This window comes from Flavobacterium sinopsychrotolerans, from assembly GCF_900110375.1.
In the GTDB taxonomy this organism is placed as follows: Bacteria; Bacteroidota; Bacteroidia; order Flavobacteriales; family Flavobacteriaceae; genus Flavobacterium; species Flavobacterium sinopsychrotolerans.
Genome location: NZ_FODN01000001.1, coordinates 635,368 through 654,219 on the forward strand (window position 1 = coordinate 635,368; position 18,852 = coordinate 654,219).

General features: G+C 35.3%; 15 protein-coding genes. 10 read left to right on the top strand and 5 right to left on the bottom strand.

All coding sequences use genetic code 11. From position 1 onward, the window contains the following. Positions 1-70 precede the first annotated feature (70 nt). Entirely contained in the window at positions 71-760 is a 690-nt protein-coding gene (locus BMX64_RS02860) for a zinc metallopeptidase (protein WP_208858952.1), read from the bottom strand. A 207-nt stretch (positions 761-967) separates the two neighbouring features. Continuing rightward, positions 968-4,213 carry a leucine--tRNA ligase gene (locus tag BMX64_RS02865; RefSeq protein ID WP_091166131.1) on the bottom strand — a complete coding sequence of 1,082 codons (3,246 nt, stop codon included), beginning with the start codon at positions 4,211-4,213 and terminating at the stop codon, positions 968-970. A gap of 170 nt (positions 4,214-4,383) precedes the next feature. On the opposite strand from BMX64_RS02865, the gene BMX64_RS02870 reads away from it, so the two are divergent. From BMX64_RS02870 to BMX64_RS02890, 5 genes are all read left to right on the top strand, one after another. Continuing rightward, positions 4,384-5,259, top strand: a complete 876-nt coding sequence (locus tag BMX64_RS02870; protein ID WP_091166133.1) for a cell division protein FtsX — start codon at positions 4,384-4,386, stop codon at positions 5,257-5,259. Between the two features lie 71 nt (positions 5,260-5,330). Further along, complete coding sequence (locus BMX64_RS02875; RefSeq protein WP_091166136.1) at positions 5,331-5,573, top strand: DUF3098 domain-containing protein; 243 nt, start codon at positions 5,331-5,333, stop codon at positions 5,571-5,573. Beyond that, the gene (locus tag BMX64_RS02880; protein ID WP_091166139.1) at positions 5,574-6,383 is read left to right on the top strand and encodes an undecaprenyl-diphosphate phosphatase; all 810 of its coding nucleotides are present in this window, start codon (positions 5,574-5,576) and stop codon (positions 6,381-6,383) included. Positions 6,384-6,389: 6 nt separating this feature from the next. Beyond that, on the top strand, positions 6,390-7,091 hold the full coding sequence (gene truB, locus BMX64_RS02885) for a tRNA pseudouridine(55) synthase TruB (RefSeq protein WP_091166141.1): 702 nt from the start codon (positions 6,390-6,392) through the stop codon (positions 7,089-7,091). A gap of 4 nt (positions 7,092-7,095) precedes the next feature. Next, positions 7,096-7,620, top strand: a complete 525-nt coding sequence (locus BMX64_RS02890) for a hypothetical protein (protein WP_244273209.1) — start codon at positions 7,096-7,098, stop codon at positions 7,618-7,620. Between the two features lie 377 nt (positions 7,621-7,997). Here the strand turns inward: BMX64_RS02890 and BMX64_RS02895 are convergent, their stop codons facing one another. Continuing rightward, positions 7,998-8,597 (bottom strand): thioredoxin family protein, encoded by a 600-nt coding sequence (locus tag BMX64_RS02895; protein WP_091166147.1) that lies wholly within the window; start codon positions 8,595-8,597, stop codon positions 7,998-8,000. Between the two features lie 105 nt (positions 8,598-8,702). Between BMX64_RS02895 and BMX64_RS02900 the strand changes: the two genes are divergently transcribed. The 4 genes from BMX64_RS02900 to BMX64_RS02915 all read left to right on the top strand — a co-directional run bounded on the left by BMX64_RS02900 (position 8,703) and on the right by BMX64_RS02915 (position 13,544). Then, positions 8,703-9,482, top strand: coding sequence for a patatin-like phospholipase family protein (locus BMX64_RS02900; protein ID WP_091166150.1), 780 nt, complete (start codon positions 8,703-8,705; stop codon positions 9,480-9,482). A 68-nt stretch (positions 9,483-9,550) separates the two neighbouring features. Next, entirely contained in the window at positions 9,551-10,258 is a 708-nt protein-coding gene (gene pyrH, locus BMX64_RS02905; RefSeq protein ID WP_091166153.1) for a UMP kinase, read from the top strand. A gap of 71 nt (positions 10,259-10,329) precedes the next feature. Beyond that, on the top strand, positions 10,330-10,893 hold the full coding sequence (gene frr, locus BMX64_RS02910) for a ribosome recycling factor (protein ID WP_091166155.1): 564 nt from the start codon (positions 10,330-10,332) through the stop codon (positions 10,891-10,893). 152 nt (positions 10,894-11,045) lie between these two features. Continuing rightward, on the top strand, positions 11,046-13,544 hold the full coding sequence (locus tag BMX64_RS02915; protein WP_091166158.1) for a DUF5686 family protein: 2,499 nt from the start codon (positions 11,046-11,048) through the stop codon (positions 13,542-13,544). On the opposite strand, the gene BMX64_RS02920 is transcribed toward BMX64_RS02915, so the two are convergent. Continuing rightward, positions 13,541-13,870, bottom strand: a complete 330-nt coding sequence (locus BMX64_RS02920; protein WP_091166160.1) for a DMT family transporter — start codon at positions 13,868-13,870, stop codon at positions 13,541-13,543. The two genes, BMX64_RS02915 and BMX64_RS02920, sit on opposite strands and share 4 nt — an antisense overlap. Position 13,871: 1 nt before the next feature. Next, complete coding sequence (locus BMX64_RS02925; RefSeq protein ID WP_091166538.1) at positions 13,872-16,142, bottom strand: cation:proton antiporter; 2,271 nt, start codon at positions 16,140-16,142, stop codon at positions 13,872-13,874. A gap of 198 nt (positions 16,143-16,340) precedes the next feature. Here BMX64_RS02925 and BMX64_RS02930 point away from each other — a divergent pair, with 198 nt between their 5' ends. Continuing rightward, a complete protein-coding gene (locus BMX64_RS02930) occupies positions 16,341-18,767 on the top strand; it encodes an efflux RND transporter permease subunit (protein WP_091166163.1) in 2,427 nt (808 codons plus the stop codon). Positions 18,768-18,852 lie beyond the last annotated feature (85 nt).

Below are 18,852 nucleotides of genomic sequence, written 5' to 3' on the forward strand. Positions count from 1 at the left end.
ATTTGGTTATTTGATAAAAAAAATCCGCTTTGTTTTCACAAGACGGATTTTATATTTCCTTCAAAAAATGTTAATCTCTTCTGCTTCCTCCCATATAAATCGAAACGTAATACAACAGCGTAGCGATAGATCCCAAAGCAGCTACCACATACGTTCTGGCAGCCCATTTAAGCGAATCTTTCGCCCCCGCTTGTTCTTGTTGCGTCAGCATTCTTTTGTTTTCTAACCAAGCTAATGCGCGATTACTCGCATCATATTCTACCGGTAAAGTAACAATCGAAAATAAAGTGGTTGCAGCAAAAATGATGATTCCAATCAACAATAATGATGGAAAAGTTTTCATCATTAAGATTCCGGCAAGCAAAATCCATTGCATGTACGTTGACGCCACATTTACCACTGGTACTAATTTAGAACGCATCGTAAGCCATTGATATCCTACAGCATGTTGTACAGCGTGACCACATTCGTGCGCTGCAACAGCTGCCGCAGCGGCATTGCGCTGGTTGTAAACCGCCTCACTTAGATTCACGGTTTTATCTACCGGATTGTAATGATCCGTCAAACGTCCCGGTGTCGAGATTACTCTCACATCGCGAATTCCGTTATCGGCAAGCATTTTTTCGGCGATTTCAGCGCCAGACATTCCGTTTTGTAATTGTAATTTAGAATAATGTTCAAATTTGCTTTTTAGTCTTGAACTAACTAACCAGCTGAAAAGCATAATTGCTCCGGCAAGAATCAAATAACCCATTCCCATATTTTTGTCTTTTAATTGTATTGTTAAAGTTATAAAAGAATTATCAAAATCTGAACCAATTTTTTAAAATGTCAATTTGGCATTGGAAAATGGAACGCGGCTAACGCAGATGAAACGGATTTACGCAGATTTTTATTTATTAGAATCAAAAAATCCAAATTCTAAAAATAGAATTTGGATTAATATGATTATTGCAATATTGAATACCTATCCCACCAAGTTAATGATTTTTCCCGGAACAATTATCACCTTATTTGGCGTTCTTCCTTCTAATTGTTTGATTGTTCTTTCGTCTTTCATCACGATTTCCTCGATTTGTTCTTTGGTTAAATCCAAAGGTAACACCATCGTGAAACGCATTTTACCATTGAAAGAAACTGGATATTCCTTTTCACTCTCCACTAAATATTTAGCTTCAAAAACAGGAAAAGCAACCGTTGCAATCGAACCTGTATTTCCTAATAATGACCATAATTCTTCGGCGATGTGAGGCGCATACGGCGAAATCACAATTGCTAATGGTTCCAATATTGCACGAGAATGACAATTTTGCGTAGACAATTCATTCACACAAATCATAAACTGAGAAACTGATGTATTAAAAGAGAAACCTTCAATATCTTCCGCCACTTTTTTGATGGTTTTATGTAATGATTTCAAGTTGTCTTTGGTTGGCGCGTCATTGGTCACAATCAAACCATTATCATCAAAATACAAACGACACAATTTTTTCAAGAAACCAAAAACTCCCGAAATTCCTGCCGTATTCCATGGTTTTGCTTGTTCCAAAGGTCCTAAGAACATTTCGTACAAACGCAAGGTATCTGCACCGTATTCGTTACAAATATCATCCGGAGTTATTACATTGTGATATGATTTTGACATTTTTTCAACTTCACGACCAACAGTAAATTTTGAACTTTTACCAAATGAAATAAATTTTGCGTCTTTAAATTCTAAAGAATATTTTGAATCCTTGACAAACTTATCAATTAACAATTCATTAGTACTTTCATTAATAAGTTTTAAATCAATTCTAATTGGACTAAAATTGAAGGCTACGCAGAAAGGATCAATCGAATTAAAACTTATTCTAAATGAGTCATCAGAATGTTGCTCCTGTAAGATTTGCAACAAACTCGACAAAACGACTCTAATGTCTCTTAAATCAACTATATCAGATTCCGTAAAAGATTCTTTAATTTTATCTCGATATTCAACTCCCTCAAGATTACTTTCTACAATGTCAATTATTTGATAAACCCAATAATTACTTAATAAAGTCTCAACTCCATCATTATTAAACAATTTTGAATTTAAAGAATCTAACTTGTCTTTTAGTTTATTGTATTTTTTTAAAAAATCATATTCAATAATTGTTGCAGGAAGTTTTAGCATCATAAATTCTTCATCCAAAACACCTGTATATAAATAAGAACTTACTTCTGCTCTTAAAACATAAGCACTATTCCCTAAAATCATTCCCTGATTAATCAGTTTTTTGAATGGTTCTTCAGTTGGTGCAAAACCTTTGTCTTTTAGGAATTTGTTCCAAAAACGAGAATACAATAAATGTCCGGTCGCGTGTTCGCTTCCGCCAATATATAAATCAACACTTTCCCAATATGCAAGTGCGTCTTTGCTTGCAAACTCATTCTCATTGTGCGCATCCATATAACGCATCCAATACCAAGAACTTCCCGCCCAACCTGGCATCGTGTTCAATTCTAAAGGAAATATCGTTTCATTATCTACTAAATCCGTATTTACAACTTCATTCGTTTCGGTATTCCAAGCCCAAACCGTAGCGTTCCCTAAAGGCGGCAAACCGTCTTCAGTTGGTAAATATTTTTCTACTTCCGGCAAGATGATTGGCAAATGTTGCGCATCAATCATTTGCGGCAAGCCATTCACATAATATACAGGAAACGGTTCTCCCCAATAACGCTGGCGAGAGAAAACGGCATCACGCAAACGGTAATTCGTTTTTCCTTTTCCTTGATTTAATTTTTCTAGTTCCTCAATTACTTTTTGAGTTCCTTTTTTGTAATCTAATCCATTTAGAAAATCAGAATCTACCAGTTGAAAACCTTCTTTAGCTCCAAAAGCAGCTTCAGATATATCTTTATTAAAAATGTTCTTGATTTCCTGCATTCCGTTTTGACCTTTGAAGAAATTCGCAAAAGCATAATCTCTTTCGTCGCCACAAGGAACCGCCATAACAGCGCCTGTTCCATAACCTGCCAAAACATAATCGCCAATCCAAACCGGAATTGGTTCTTTTGTAAACGGATGTTCTGCATAAGCTCCGGTGAATACTCCAGAAATGGTTTTTACATCGGCCATACGTTCTCTTTCGGAACGTTTTGACGTTTTTTCTATATAAGCATCTACTTCCGCTTTTTGTTCTGCAGTTGTAATTTGAGAAACTAATTCGTGTTCCGGAGCCAATGTCATGAACGTAACTCCAAAAATAGTATCTGGTCTTGTAGTAAACACATCGATATATTGTTGCTCACTTTCGACTTTCGACTTTTGACTTTCGACTTTGAAAGAAACAGTCGCTCCAACGGATTTTCCAATCCAGTTTCTTTGGCTTTCTTTGATACTTTCGCTCCAATCAATATCATTTAAACCTTGTAATAAACGTTCTGCATAAGCCGAAATTCGCATGCTCCATTGCGTCATTTTTTTACGAACAACCGTAAAGCCACCTCGCTCCGAAACACCATTTACGATCTCGTCATTCGCTAAAACGGTTCCTAATCCCGGACACCAGTTCACTTCAGTCTCGGCTAAATAAGTCAATCTGTATTGCAGCAAAATTTTCTCCTGCTGTTCTTTTGCGAAAGCATTCCATTCATTTGACGAAAAACTTTCGATGTTTTCATCACAAACAGCATTAACACTTGCATTTCCTTCTGTTGAAAAAATGGAAACTAAAGTCGAAATATCTTCGGCTTTGTCACTGTTTTTATTGTACCAAGAATTGAATAATTGGATAAAAATCCATTGTGTATGCTTGTAATAATCCGGATTTGAAGTGCGGACTTCTCTACTCCAATCGAACGAAAATCCAATTTTGTCCAATTGCTTTCTATATCCCGCAATTTTATTTCCTTCTTTATCCGTTCCACCGTCAATGTTTACCGAAGTCGTATCTTCCGGACGCTGACCAGTTTGTATCGCATATTGCTCCGCAGGCAATCCGAAACTGTCGTAGCCCATTGGGTGCAACACATTAAAACCTTGGTGTCTTTTGTATCTGGAATACACATCAGAGGCGATATATCCCAGTGGATGCCCTACGTGTAATCCCGCTCCAGATGGATAAGGAAACATGTCAAGCACGTAATATTTAGGTTTTTCTGAATTGTTTTCGGCTTTAAATGTTTGGTTTTCTAACCAATATTTTTGCCACTTGGCTTCAATTTCGTTTGGATTGTATTTCATTTCTATAAAAGTTGCAAAGTTGCAAAGGGACAAAGCTGCGAAAGCTTTCTCACGATGACTATTTTTAGGTGCCAAATTTACGTTTATTGTACGAAAGTTGAAACTTTGAACGTTATTAACTTTAAATAAAGAAATTCTTTATTATTTTTACCCAATAATTTCAATAAACTATGAGTTCTTCCTTTGATAATTTTCAAAAACGCCGGTTAATTTCCTCTTATTTTTCAGTAGTGCTAAGTGTATTCTTAGTTTTATTTCTATTGGGAATATTGGGACTTTTTATTATAAATTCTAAAAAATTAGCCAACGATTTCAAAGAAAATATTGCCATGACGGTTTTTTTCAAGAATGAAGCCAATGACAGTATTGTGAAAGCTTTTGGAACCCAAATAAAAGCAAGTCCATTCGTGAAATCATACACTTATGTGACCAAAGAAGCTGCCGCTAAAGAACATACTGATATTATTGGTGAGGATTTTATGGAATTTCTAGGTGAAAATCCATTGCAAAACTCCTACGATATTCACTTGAAAGGAGATTATGTAATTAAGGACAGTATCACAAAAATTGAAGCTGGCTTGCGCAAAAATACTATGATTTCGGATATTGTTTATGACAAACAATTAGTGAATTTAGTGAACGACAACATCAAAAAAGTGAGTATGTGGATTTTAATAATCAGCGGATTCCTTGCTGTTATTGCCGTATTACTAATCAATAGTTCATTACGTTTATCGATACATTCGAACCGATTTATCATCAAAACCATGCAAATGGTAGGCGCCACCAAAGCCTTTATCAGAAAACCTTTTGTAATGCGAAGCATAAAACTGGGAATGATTGGAGCAGTTTTGGCAGTTTTAGCATTAATTGGTGTTTTGATTTATGTTGAAACCAGTTTTCCAAATCTTGGTATTTTAGAAGATAAAGCTATGATTGGCTTGGTTCTACTAGCCGTTTTAGGAATTGGCGTCTTAATTACTTGGTTAAGCACGTACTTTGCAACACAACGTTTCTTGAACTTGAGAACAGACGATTTATACTAATATTTATTAGTTGATTAATATAAACTCATTATCATTCGGCATTTTTAGATGCTGAACTAAATTCAGCATAAATGAAAAACAACGAACAGAAACCAGAATTTCTTTTTGATAAAATAAATTACAAAATCTTATTAATTGGGATTGGAGTTATTGCCTTGGGTTTTATTCTAATGTCAGGCGGCGGAAGTGATGATCCAAATGTATTTAGCGAAGACATCTTCAATTTCAGAAGAATTCGATTGGCGCCAACAACCGTTTTAATAGGTTTTGGAATAACTATTTATGCCATTCTTAAGAATCCCAAAAACGCATAAATGAATACATTACAAGCATTTTTGATTGCTGTTATCGAAGGATTAACCGAATATCTTCCCGTTTCCTCGACTGCTCACATGGTTTTTCTAAGTTCTTATTTTGGAATTCAAGAGGATGATTTCGTGAAGCTTTTTCAGGTTTCTATTCAGTTTGGAGCTATTTTGGCGGTTGTCGCTTTATATTGGAAGAAATTTTTCGATTTCTCTAAATTCAACTTTTACATTAAACTGATTTGTGCCGTAATTCCAGCATTGGTTTTAGGAAAATTATTCGATGATAAAATTGAAGCAGTTCTTGGAGATCCAATTCCCATTGCGATTGTATTAATTTTAGGTGGCGTAATTTTACTTTTTATCGACAGTCGTTTTCAAAGTCCAACCGTAATCAAAGAAGAAGATATCACGGTAAAGAAAGCCGTAATCATTGGTTTTTGGCAATGTTTAGCAATGATGCCAGGAACAAGTCGTTCTGCTGCCTCAATCATTGGAGGAATGCAACAAGGATTAACGCGTCATGCCGCAGCGGAATTCTCTTTCTTCTTGGCAGTTCCCACCATGATGGCCGTTACCTGTTATTCTGTATTCTTGAAAACCTATGAGTCTTCACAAATGAAAGGCTACGAATTGATTTTAAAATCAAACGAAAATATACAATTGTTCTTGATTGGAAACGTGGTTGCATTTATCGTTGCCATTATAGCAATTAAATTCTTCATCGAAATCATCAAAAAATACGGTTTCAAACCTTGGGGTTGGTACCGAATAATCGTAGGAATATTTTTATTGATTTACTTTTCATACTTTAAATAAATTCCTTTGAAAACAGCCGAAGATTACCAAAACGGACAAATTTTACTCATTGACAAACCCTTGAATTGGACTTCATTTCAGGCGGTGAATAAATTGAAATGGGCATTAATTACCAAACTGAATCTGCCAAAAAAATTCAAGATTGGTCACGCCGGAACTTTGGATCCTTTGGCAACTGGATTGTTGTTAGTTTGTACCGGAAAATTCACCAAAAGAATCACTGAACTTCAGGGTCAAGCCAAAGAATACACCGGAACTTTTTACATTGGAGCCACAACGCCTTCGTATGATTTAGAAACGGAAATCGACCAAACTTTCCCAACGGAACATATTGACGAAGCTTTAATTCATGAAACTGTCAAACAATTTCTGGGCGAAATAGACCAAAAACCACCCATTTATTCGGCTATAAAAAAAGATGGCGTTCGCTTGTATGAACATGCCAGAGCAGGAGAAACCATTGAAATTGCCACTAGAAAAACAACCATTCACGAATTTGAAATCACTCGAATCGCGCTTCCTGAAATTGATTTCAGAGTCGTTTGCAGCAAAGGAACTTACATTCGTTCCCTGGCTTTTGATTTTGGAAAAGCAATGAATTCCGGTTCACACTTAACTGTTTTACGACGAACCAAAATTGGAGATTACGACGTAAATCAAGCTATAGCTGCTGAAACATTCGAGGAAAATTTAGTGACAAATAATTAATATTTTGAGACTTTTAATCCTATTAGCGTTCTTATTTACTTTTTCTGCTTTTTCTCAAAATAAAAAATTTACCTACATTCAATTTGATGTAGCCATCCCTATTAAAGGAAATCCGGAACGTGGAGAAACAGATGCGAATGGCAACAAAAACAACTCTTGGTTCCTGCCCGATGGACTGAATAGTAAAATAGGCTATGGATTGCATTACAACAAATGGATTGCTTTGGGAATCAATTCTGGAATAGACTGGAAATGGACTGATAAATTAGTTATTGTTCCAGTTTTTGCAAATTTAAAATTAAGTCCAAAAATTAGTGAGGACACCCGAATTACATTACAACTAGGTTTAGGAAAGGCAATGGCGCTAGGCCGCGGGGATTTAATGGGAGATTATAAAAAAATAAGTTTGGGTATTCAAACACCTGACGATCTAATTATATTTATTGAACTAAGCCATTACGCAATTCCTATTAATAATCAAAAAGATACCGGAAGCATCAGTTTCGGACTTTCTTTAATCACTTTTTAAAGAATACTTTCTAAGACTCAATTCGAATAAAAAGCAAAAACACATGATAAATACAAAATTGAATTTATTATGTGTTTTTTCTAAAATTAAAGTACTGTTAATCCATACTCTTTTTTCTACTTGGCTACGCCAAATTAATTTAATAATGAGGTATGTTCTTACCTCCAAATAGTAAATTAGACAAGTAATCATAAAACTTTTCAAATAGCTTTTTCATAGCGATGTTAATTAAATTGTGAAACAATATATTTAAACACCAATAAAAAAAGTAAATCAAATAGCAGACTTGGTTGTAAGTCACTAATTTACAATTTTTTTTAATACAAAAAAATTAATTATTTGATATAGAGAAACTTATAGCCAAATATGCTTTTATATTAAAGATTTTGCATCAAATTAATTATTTCTTCTTGAGTACTTAATCCTTTGTCATGCAAATACCACAATTGCAAGTTGGTTTTTGCTGTTTCATCAATAACTCCAAATTCTTTCTTATACTCAATGATCAAATCGGCTGCTGATTTAGGCCTTGGACCCCATTTTTCGAGAACGCTTCCCGTTTCTTTATCTACTACTATCAATATTGGAATTGCTTTATTTTTATTGGTCAAAAACAACTTCATCAACTCTTCGTTTTCATCACGCAACACAATCCTCAAATCTATTTTACCGGATTCTACTGCCATCTTATTGATAATTGGCAATAATTGTGCGGCGTCACCACACCAACCTTCAGAAATCACTAACCAAATATATTCGCTATTTAAAGACTTTAGTTTAAGACTGTTTTCCTCCGTGATTTTGATCGTTTTACCCAAACGATTCATTCGGGTTTCATTTAACGTACTATAGTGAGTCAAATCTTCGGATTGTTCATTACCGGTTGATTTTCCTTCCAATAATAAATCAGAAATAAGCTTTCTATATTCTGAATAGGAATGACTATTAAACAATGCTTTGGCTACTGGAATTTTCATAATAAGTAATTTGTTTCCACAAAGTTACCATAAAATTGAATTTTAAACATGACATATATCACTTTCAATTCCACAAAAAGAGTAATTTTATAACAAATAATAAAGATGGATTTAAAAACAAAATCGATAGGATTAGTGCTTTCTGGAGGAGGCTCTAAAGGTTTAGCACATGCTGGCGTTATAAAATTCCTGGAAGAACAAGACATCAAACCATATCAAATTGCGGGAACTAGCGCCGGTTCAATTGTTGGCGCATTATATGCTTGGGGGAAAACACCCGAAGAAATTTTGGAATTTTTCAAATCCATTTATCTTTTTCATTGGAAACACCTCACTTTTAAAAAAGCAGGACTAATTGATTCCGAATCCTTCCGTATTTATTTTCACAGTATTTTTGGCGATGCCGTTTTAAGCGATTTAAAAATTCCGATTCAAATTACAGCAACCGACATGATTCGGGGAAAATTAAAAGTATTTGGTCCCAAAACAAAAATCGTTGATGCTATTTTAGCCTCTTCTGCCTTCCCAGGAATTTTGTCTCCGTATGAAATAGACGGAAGCATATACAGTGACGGCGGGATATTAAACCATTTTCCTACTGATATTTTACAAGGTCAATGTGATACCGTAATAGGAGTTTATGTGAGTCCAATTCAGAAAATAGAAGCCAAAGATTTACGTTCTATCAAAGCGGTGACCACGCGGGCTTTTGATATTCTTTCGGCAAATTCAAACATGCATAAATTTAATATTTGTGATTGGGTTATAGAACCAAAGGATTTATGCCTGTACAGCACCTTTGAAACGAGCAAAATAAAGATGAATGCCGTGTTCAACATTGGCTATGAAGCCGCAAAAAAATCGTATGAAAAACTTAATTTATAAAATTTAAGTAACACTTTTTTTAAAAATCAGAATATGTCTATATTTGCACCAATCAACTCAACACACACATGAAATACAAAAGAATTCTTCTAAAACTAAGTGGCGAAGCTTTAATGGGCGACCTGCAATACGGAATTGACCCAAAAAGATTAGCTGAATATGCTGACGAAATCAAGCAAATTCATGAAAAAGGAGTAGAAATAGCCATTGTAATAGGTGGTGGGAATATTTTTAGAGGAGTTGCTGGCGCAAGCGCAGGAATGGACAGAGTGCAAGGAGATTATATGGGAATGTTAGCCACTGTAATTAACGGAATGGCTTTGCAAGGCGCATTAGAAGAAAAAGGAATGAAAACACGCCTGCAAACGGCATTAAAAATGGAATCCATAGCAGAACCATACATCAAAAGAAGAGCGGATCGTCACCTTGAAAAAGGAAGAATCGTAATCTTTGGAGCTGGAACCGGAAATCCATATTTCACAACTGACACTGCAGCCGTTTTACGTGGTATTGAAATTAATGCCAATGTTATCCTGAAAGGAACTCGCGTGGATGGTGTGTATGATTGTGATCCTGAAAAAAATAGTTCTGCTGTGAAATTTGACTTTATTTCCTTTGACGATGTTCTTAAAAAAGGATTGAATGTAATGGACACCACCGCATTCACACTAAGTCAGGAAAATAAATTACCAATCGTAGTTTTTGACATGAATAAAGTAGGGAACCTACTGAAAATATGTGAAGGAGAAAATATAGGAACCGTAGTAAATATATAGTTAATGGTTCTTGGTTTTAGGTACTTGGATTGCTCCAAACATCTAAAAACCAAAACCCAAAACCTAAAAAAATGACTGAAGAAATTGAATTTATATTAGACAGTACCAAGGAATCTATGACCGGTTCTATTGCGCATTTAGAAAAAGAATTTTTGAATATTCGTGCCGGAAAAGCATCTCCGGCAATGCTTGGAAGTGTTTTTGTAGATTATTACGGATCTGCGACACCACTTTCACAAGTATCAAAAATTAGTGTGCCTGATGCCAGAACAATTACGTTGCAACCTTTTGAAAAAAATATGCTGCAAGTAATTGAAAAAGCAATTATGGTGGCAAACATTGGTTTTAATCCAATGAATAACGGTGATGTAATTATCATAAGCGTTCCTGCATTAACTGAAGAAAGAAGACGTGATCTTGCTAAACAAGCCAAAGTAGAAGCTGAAGATGCAAAAGTGGGTATTCGAAATGCCAGAAAAGATGCTAATACTGAAATCAAGAAATTAGAAAAAGAAGGAACATCAGAAGACATTTGTAAAAGTGCCGAAGAAGAAGTTCAAAACTTAACCAATAGTTATATCCGTAAAATAGATGAACTTTTAGTGGTGAAAGAAGCTGAAATTATGAAAGTCTAATTCCCTTTCAAATTATATTAAAAATCCGTCTCGTTGAACTACCCCCAAAAAGTTACACACTATTTGGGGGTAGTTCAACGAGACGGATTTTTTTATTGCTATTTTTGCGATACCAAAATGAGATTATACCCGTTTTGCAGTAAACCCTATTTATGAAGCAATTGTGTTTGTTCTTCTTTTTTTTAACGCTTTCGCTACAAGCGCAATTTCAGGTCAATGGAATTGTAAAAGAATCCGCAACTAACAAACCGTTACCGTTTGCCACGATTACCACAAATAATGGTCTAAATACCATCTCTGATGTGGACGGGAAGTTTAGTATTGCAGCTCCTATTCCCTTTACAGCTTTTGATATTTCTTATATTGGTTTCACAAAAGCTAGGATTGCCCTCGAAAAAAACAAAAATTATTACGTTGTCGTTCTTTCCCAAAAAACAGATGATTTGAATGAAGTGGTGGTTCCAAGCGAAAACCCTGCTTTGGCGATTATAAAGAAGGCAATCGAAAATAAAAACAACAATAATCCACAAAAAAAACTACGCAGTTTTGAGTTCAAATCCTACAATAAACTCATTGTAACTGCAAATCCTGATTCTATTGATGGAAGAATCGATTCTGTTTTTGTACAAAAGTCTATTGGAAAACAATTCTCAAAAATTGACTCCTCCGATTATAAATTTAAAGACATCATTAGCAAACAACATCTGTTTCAAACCGAAAAAGTATCACAATATCAATTTGCCAATGCTCGATTAAAAGAAACAATATTAGGCACCAAAATGGCGGGTTTCAAGCAACCTGTTTATGAAATCATCGCTTTTAACTTGCAGTCTTTCTCTATTTACGATTCCAGCTACGAGCTTTTTGAAACCAAATACAACAGTCCTATTGCCAATGATGCGCTAAACGATTACAACTACAAACTCTTGGATTCACTCCTCATTGACGGTAGAAATACCTACATGATTTACTTCAAGAACAAGAAAAAAAGAAGAGCATCAGGACTGGAAGGCGTACTTTATATTGACCAAAATAATTTTGCTGTCGCCAAAGCGGTAATGCGTATAAAAGGCGTTCTTGACATTAGCGGAATTCATGATTTTAAGTACATTCCCAATGAAAAATTATGGTTCCCAACAGACAAAACCTTTAAAATTGTAAAAGGCAAGAATGATGACGATATAAAAATCCTTGGCGGAACCATTCAATTTGATGGAGATGTAGAACAAGATTTTAAAGAAAGAAAAAAAGTCGCTTCAGATTTCACCTACTTACTTTCGCACACGAATAATTTTGAAATTCAGTACAATACTCCGATACAAATTAAAAAATCGGCGATTTATATCGAAATTAAAGACGATGCGATTAATAAACCGGAACATTTTTGGAACACCTACAGAAAAGACAGCTTGGACAGCCGAAGCCAAAAAACGTATTTGGCATTGGACAGTATTTCGTCCAAAAAACGAATTGAAAGTCGCATCCGTTTTGGACGAAAAATCATCAACGGGTATTTACCAATAGGAAAATTTGATTTAGACTTACGCAAATTGTTCAGTTATAATAATTACGAAGGGTTCAGATTGGGAATTGGCGGAGTGACCAATGAACAGTTTTCAAAAAAATTCAGAATCGAAGGCTATACCGCTTATGGAACAAAGGATGGCAATTTCAAATACAATTTGGGAATGGCGACCCGTGTAGGTAAATTTTCGAATTCCTGGATTGGCGTTTCCTATACTGATGATGTTCGGGAAATTGCAAGCAGCGTGTTTACAATTGAGAAAAAAGCATTCAAAATCTATGATCCAAGACCAATAAACATCAGTACATTTTACAATTATGTAAGTTGGAAAACATTTATAGAAACGAAAATTATTCCAAAAACCGAAAGCTTCTGGGAACTTTCTCGTGCCAAAATAGAACCTAAATTCAATTATATATACAACTTAAACGAGAAATTATATACGAGTTATGTTATGACCACCGCAATGGTTTCTTTGCGCTGGAATCCATTCAGTGATTACATGCAAACGCCTACGGGACGAATTGAAGTAGAGAAACGTTTCCCAAAATTCACTTTTCAATACACACAGTCCCTGCCTAAGGTTATGCAAAATGATTTTGAATTCAGCAAATTAGATTTCAAAACAGAGTATGAAAAAAAATATTTAAACGGACAAAAAACAAGTCTGCTTTTTGAAGCCGGTTATGCTCTTGGCGATGTACCGCTGACACATTTGTACAATACGTCTCCTAATAATATCACCAAGGAAACCATCATGCAAAGAATCACTTTTGCAGGAAAAAACAGTTTTGAAACCATGTTTTTCAATGAATTTTTCTCCAGTGAATATGCTTATTTTCAATTCAAACATGGCTTTAGCCGCGTAACACTATTCAAAAAAGTAAAACCTTCTTTAGTTCTTGTTTCAAGAATGGCTTGGGGGAATTTACAAAACCCAGAACAACATATTGGATTGGATTACAAAACCTTAAACAAAGGCTATTTTGAATCTGGAATAGAGCTGAACCAAATTTACAAAGGATTGGGATTAGGCGGATTTTACCGTTATGGCCCGAATCAGTTGAGTAAATTTCAAGATAACATAGCTGTCAAAATAAGTTTCGTTCTTAATCTGGGGCTTTAATGACTCGAAACGAATTTCAAACCAATGATAGAACTGATTAAGGTGGTGATGAAAAATATACGCCAAAAATCAGCTGGTTCTTTAAATACAAAAATTCCAACTAGAACCGTTCCCACTGCTCCAATTCCGGTCCAAACTGCATAAGCCGTTCCAATAGGTAATGTTTGTGTGGCTTTGTAAAGCAACACCATACTTATTGTCAAACAAATTAAGAATCCGCCCAACCATAATGTTGATGTCGTTCCTGAAGTTTCTTTGGCTTTGCCTAAACAAGTGGCAAAACCCACTTCAAAAAGACCGCCGATAATCAATAAAATCCAGTTCATGTTAATGTTTTAAAATTAATACCGAAGGAACACCACTCAACCAAATGCTTCTGGAATCAACGAGTTCTTTCCAACTATCAAGACTGATTAGCATTAAATCCTGTTGGTCCAAAAATTCCTTTTTAATTATTTTATCGGTAATCAAACTAATATTATTTGGATGTTTTTGTTCCAAAGAATCAATAGCACTCTTCATCACAAAATTAGTCGTAAGATGCCCATTTACATCCAAAAGAATAATTTTAGAATTGTTGTTGTAAATTAATTTTTGCACATAATCAATTAAAAATGAATCTTCAGGACTGAAAATTGGAATAAAAATATGTTTTACCTGCTGTAAATCTTTATCGATTAAAATCCCAATTGGCATTTTCGTTTTAGAAATAATCTGTCTGGTTCTTTCGTCAAAAGGAGAGTTTTCAAACAAACCTTCTTTCCCAGTAAATTTATCGATTAATCGATCCGGATTGATGATTCGTGTAGTAAAACCAATTACTTTCCCAAGAATAGTCCCTTCAAATATTGATTTCCCCAAACCTACCAACAGCAAATCATAGTCCCCTTGATTGGCAACATCAGCAATCTCCGTTTCAATATCCATCGTTGCTTTAAAAATGGTGGTAATATCCTGTTTCAGCAGTTGTGACTCTTCAACAATAGGATAAAAACTATTTTTTTCTTTGTCTTCCATGTTAAAAGTATGCACCTCATCACTTAAAGACAAATGCATCACGGTAATACTGGAGGTGCTTTTTTGTTTTTTTATTAAACTGTTCGCCAATCGCAATAACGATTTCCCTTTTTCGTTGTTTCCAAACGAAATTAAAATTCGGTATTTATTCTGGTTTGTTGGTTCTATAATTTCAACACCATCTTTCGTTTTGAAGATATAATTGATTAAATCCAAAGCCGGCCCCGTCATAAAAGTAGTGACCAAAGCCATGATGACCATCATTGTAAACACTTCGGGAGTCAAAACTTTAAGCTCTAAACCGATGTTTAAAACAATCAATTCCATCAATCCTCTGGTATTCATTAAGGCACCAATAGTCAAACTGTCTCGCCAACTTTGCCCTACAAATTTGGCAGCCAAAGCACTTCCTAAAAATTTCCCCATTACGGCTACCAAAATAATAAAACCGGTAACTTTCCATAAATACGGATCATTGATAAGTCCAATTTCGGTTTTCAATCCCGTGAAGACGAAGAATAAAGGCAGTAAAAGTATCAATGCCACATCCTCTACTTTTTCTATGAATATGGTTCTGAATTTTGGGACATCCGGCATAATAGCTCCCGCCATAAACGCACCAAATAAGGCATGAATACCAATCACTTCAGTAGCATAAGACGAAAGAATAAGAACCAAAAAGAAGATGGCGACAACCGGTTTTATGATGCTGTCTTTAGAACCATATAAATCCCCTATTCTTTTCAAAAATGGTTTTACAATATATATCATGGCGATAACATAAAGTACCGCCAACATAATAATGTATAGCGAACTCACAAAAGTTCCCGCTTTAACAATTGCAATAACCACCGCCAGAATACACCAAGCCGTAATATCATCGGCAGCAGCACACGTAATTACTATGGCACCTAATTTAGTTTTATGGATTCCTCGTTCCTGAACGATTCTGGCCAAAACTGGAAAAGCGGTGATACTCAACGCAATTCCCATAAATAAACTGAAAGAAAGAAATTTAACGCCTTCGGGAGCAAAACGATTGTACACAAAATATGCCAGTCCTATTCCAAGAGCAAAAGGGATAACGATACTGGCGTGACTGATGACCACCGCTTCATTAGCTTTGTTTTTCAGCACTTTCAAATCGAGTTCCATTCCTATGACGAACATAAAAAGAATCAACCCTATCTGGCTCAAAAATTTTAAATTTCCTAAGGACTCAACCGGAAATAAAGCTCCCGAAAATTCCGGAAAATACAATCCCAACAAAGACGGCCCGAGCACAATTCCCGCGATAATTTCCCCAATTACTGATGGCTGTCCTATTTTCTTGAAAATCCAGCCAAAAACACGAGCGACAAGAATGATGGTTATGATTTGTGCCAAAAGAATGGCCAAAGGATCCTGAAAATTATGTTGCATCGAAGCTAAAAAATCGCCCCAAGAACCTTTTCCACTTTCAGGTGTCACTATAGTTTTGGCAACTTCTAAATGCTTTCCTTTGGTTATAATCCAATACATCAAAGCAGTAAAACCGCCTGTTATAACCAAATAAAAAACTGTATTTTTATAATTCTTCATATACTTTTTTTTTGTCATCTGTCTCAATCACAAACAATGAAGATGAGGATTCAAATGTATCATTTATATCTTAAAAATTTATTTAAATACAAATAAAAAAAAGAAGCCTGAATCACGGCATAAACTAACGAAAAGTTTACGTTAAAACAAATGATTTATTGTGGTTTTGACTACCTTTACAGCCTTTAAAAACGAATTATGATCAAGTGGTTTAGTTTAGGATTTTGGGAGTTAATAGCCCGAGTTGTCCTTAGAAATAGGATTTTAATGTTATCCATTATTGTTGTGATAACTGGGCTTTTAGCACTACAATGGAAAAATATACATTTTACATTTACCGAAGCTAATTTATTGCCGGATGATAATATTGTAAATATCGAGTACAACGCCTTTTTGAACAAATTTGGTGAAGAAGGAAATCTGGTCATCATCGGTGTAAAAGACGACGCCATATTTACACCAAAAGCCTATGCTTCCTGGAGTAAAATGATGAATACGCTGAAAGAAGACAAAGCGGTTGATTTAGTTGTTTCACTAAATGATTTAAAGAAATTACAAAAAAATGATTCTCTGGAAACCTTTGAACTGGTTCCTTTTGTGGACCAAAGCAAAACCGTTGACCCGGCGTATCTTCAAAAAATAAAAAAGGAACTTTTCAATGATTTGCCTTTTTACGAAGGATTGCTTTTCAACAAAAGATCGGGAAGCATTCGCTCTGCTGTTTACATGGATAAGAAAATTGTAAACACGGCCGCCCGAAAAGATTTTGTCCTTGATAAATTAGTTCCCGCAGTCGAAACATTCGAAAAAGAAACCGGAATCGACCTGCGTGTTTCGGGAATGCCTTATATCCGAACACTGAATGCAAAAACCATAACGGATGAAATTAGCATCTTTATTGGAGCCTCATTATTAGTTACCTCTTTGCTTTTCTTTTTCTTTTTTAGAAGTTTTAGAGCGACATTAATATCAATGATTATTGTTATTATTGGCGTGATGTGGTCGTTTGGATTTTTAGGATTATTGAATTACGAAATCACGGTTTTAACGGCTTTAGTTCCTTCATTAATCATCGTAATAGGAATTCCGAATTGTATTTTCCTGACCAATAAATACCATCAGGAATACAAAATTCACCACAATAAAGCCAAAGCATTACAGCGCGTAACCACCAAAGTGGGAATGGCAACTTTGATGACAAACCTCACCACAGCGATAGGTTTTGCTACGTTTGTGGCTTCAAACAATCAATTATTATTAGAATTTGGGGTCGTGACTTCTATCAATATCATGGCACTTTTCTTTTTGTGTATCATTGTCATCCCTATTTTTCACAGTTATATTCCGGCACCAAAAGAACGTCACATTGAGCATTTAGACCGAAATTACGTGAAGGTTTTCATGGATTGGATTCTGAGAAACGTAAAATACAATCGTTTTTCAATTTATGTCGTTTCGATTGTTTTGCTTGTGATTAGCATTGTAGGAATCTATGAAATGCGCATTTCCGGAAGTTTGATTGAAGACATGCCTAAAAAAGAAGCCTTTTTTGAAGATATTGTTTTCTTCGAAAAAGAATTTGATGGTGTTATGCCGCTCGAAATCATTATTGACACCAAACGCAAAAAAGGAGTCATGAAATTGTCTACGCTAAGGAGAATGGACGAGTTGGAAAAAACCATTGACGAAATTCCGGAATTATCAAAACCTATCTCCATTGTGAATTTGGTGAAATATTCCAAACAGGCGTATTACAACGGAAACCCCGAGTATTACGATTTACCCAGCTCACAAGAACAGTCGTTTATTTTGTCGTATGCTAAAAATGCCACGAAAAACTCGAAAGACAATCTAATGAAAAGTTACGTGGATTCCACGGGACAATTTGCCCGAATTACAACTTTTATGCGCGATGAAAACGGCGATAATATTGCCAAAATTGAAGCTGAGATTCGCAAGAAAGCTGATAAAATTTTCCCTCCAGATCAATATAAAGTCACTATCACAGGAAAAGCTCTGGTTTTCCAGAAAGGAACCGGATACCTGCTGGACAACTTACTTTCGTCGCTGGCATTTGCTTTTTTCCTGACTGCACTTTTGATTGGTTTTATGTTCCGTTCGTTCAAAATGGTTTTGGTTTCTATTATTCCAAATTTACTTCCGTTAATGTTAACCGCAGGAATCATGGGCTTTCTGGACATTCCACTGAAACCATCGACGATATTGGTTTTCGGAATTGCGTTTGGACTTTCGGTGGATGACACCGTCCGATTCCTTTCTCAATACCGTGAGGAATTAAAGAAAAATAACTGGAAAATCCGCAAATCAGTTTACGCCACATTTACTGACGCCGGCTTGAGCATGTTCTATACTTCTATCGTATTGTTCTTTGGATTTTCGGTATTTATGTTATCCAGTTTTGGAGGAACAATCGCGCTTGGCGGATTGATTTCACTGACATTATTGTTCGGAATGCTATCAAATTTGATGTTACTACCGGCTTTGGTACTGACCTTGAACAAAACACTGGCTAACGAACAGGATTTTATTGAACCTAAAATTGACATCATCGAACCAAGTGATGCCGAAATTGATGATTTAGAAAAGAAAAAATTGGATAATTAAGAACTATTTCCTTTTACATTATAATCTTTTTCAATCTTGTCAGGGTTTTGTACCCTGACAGGATTAGATTTAAAATAGAATATAA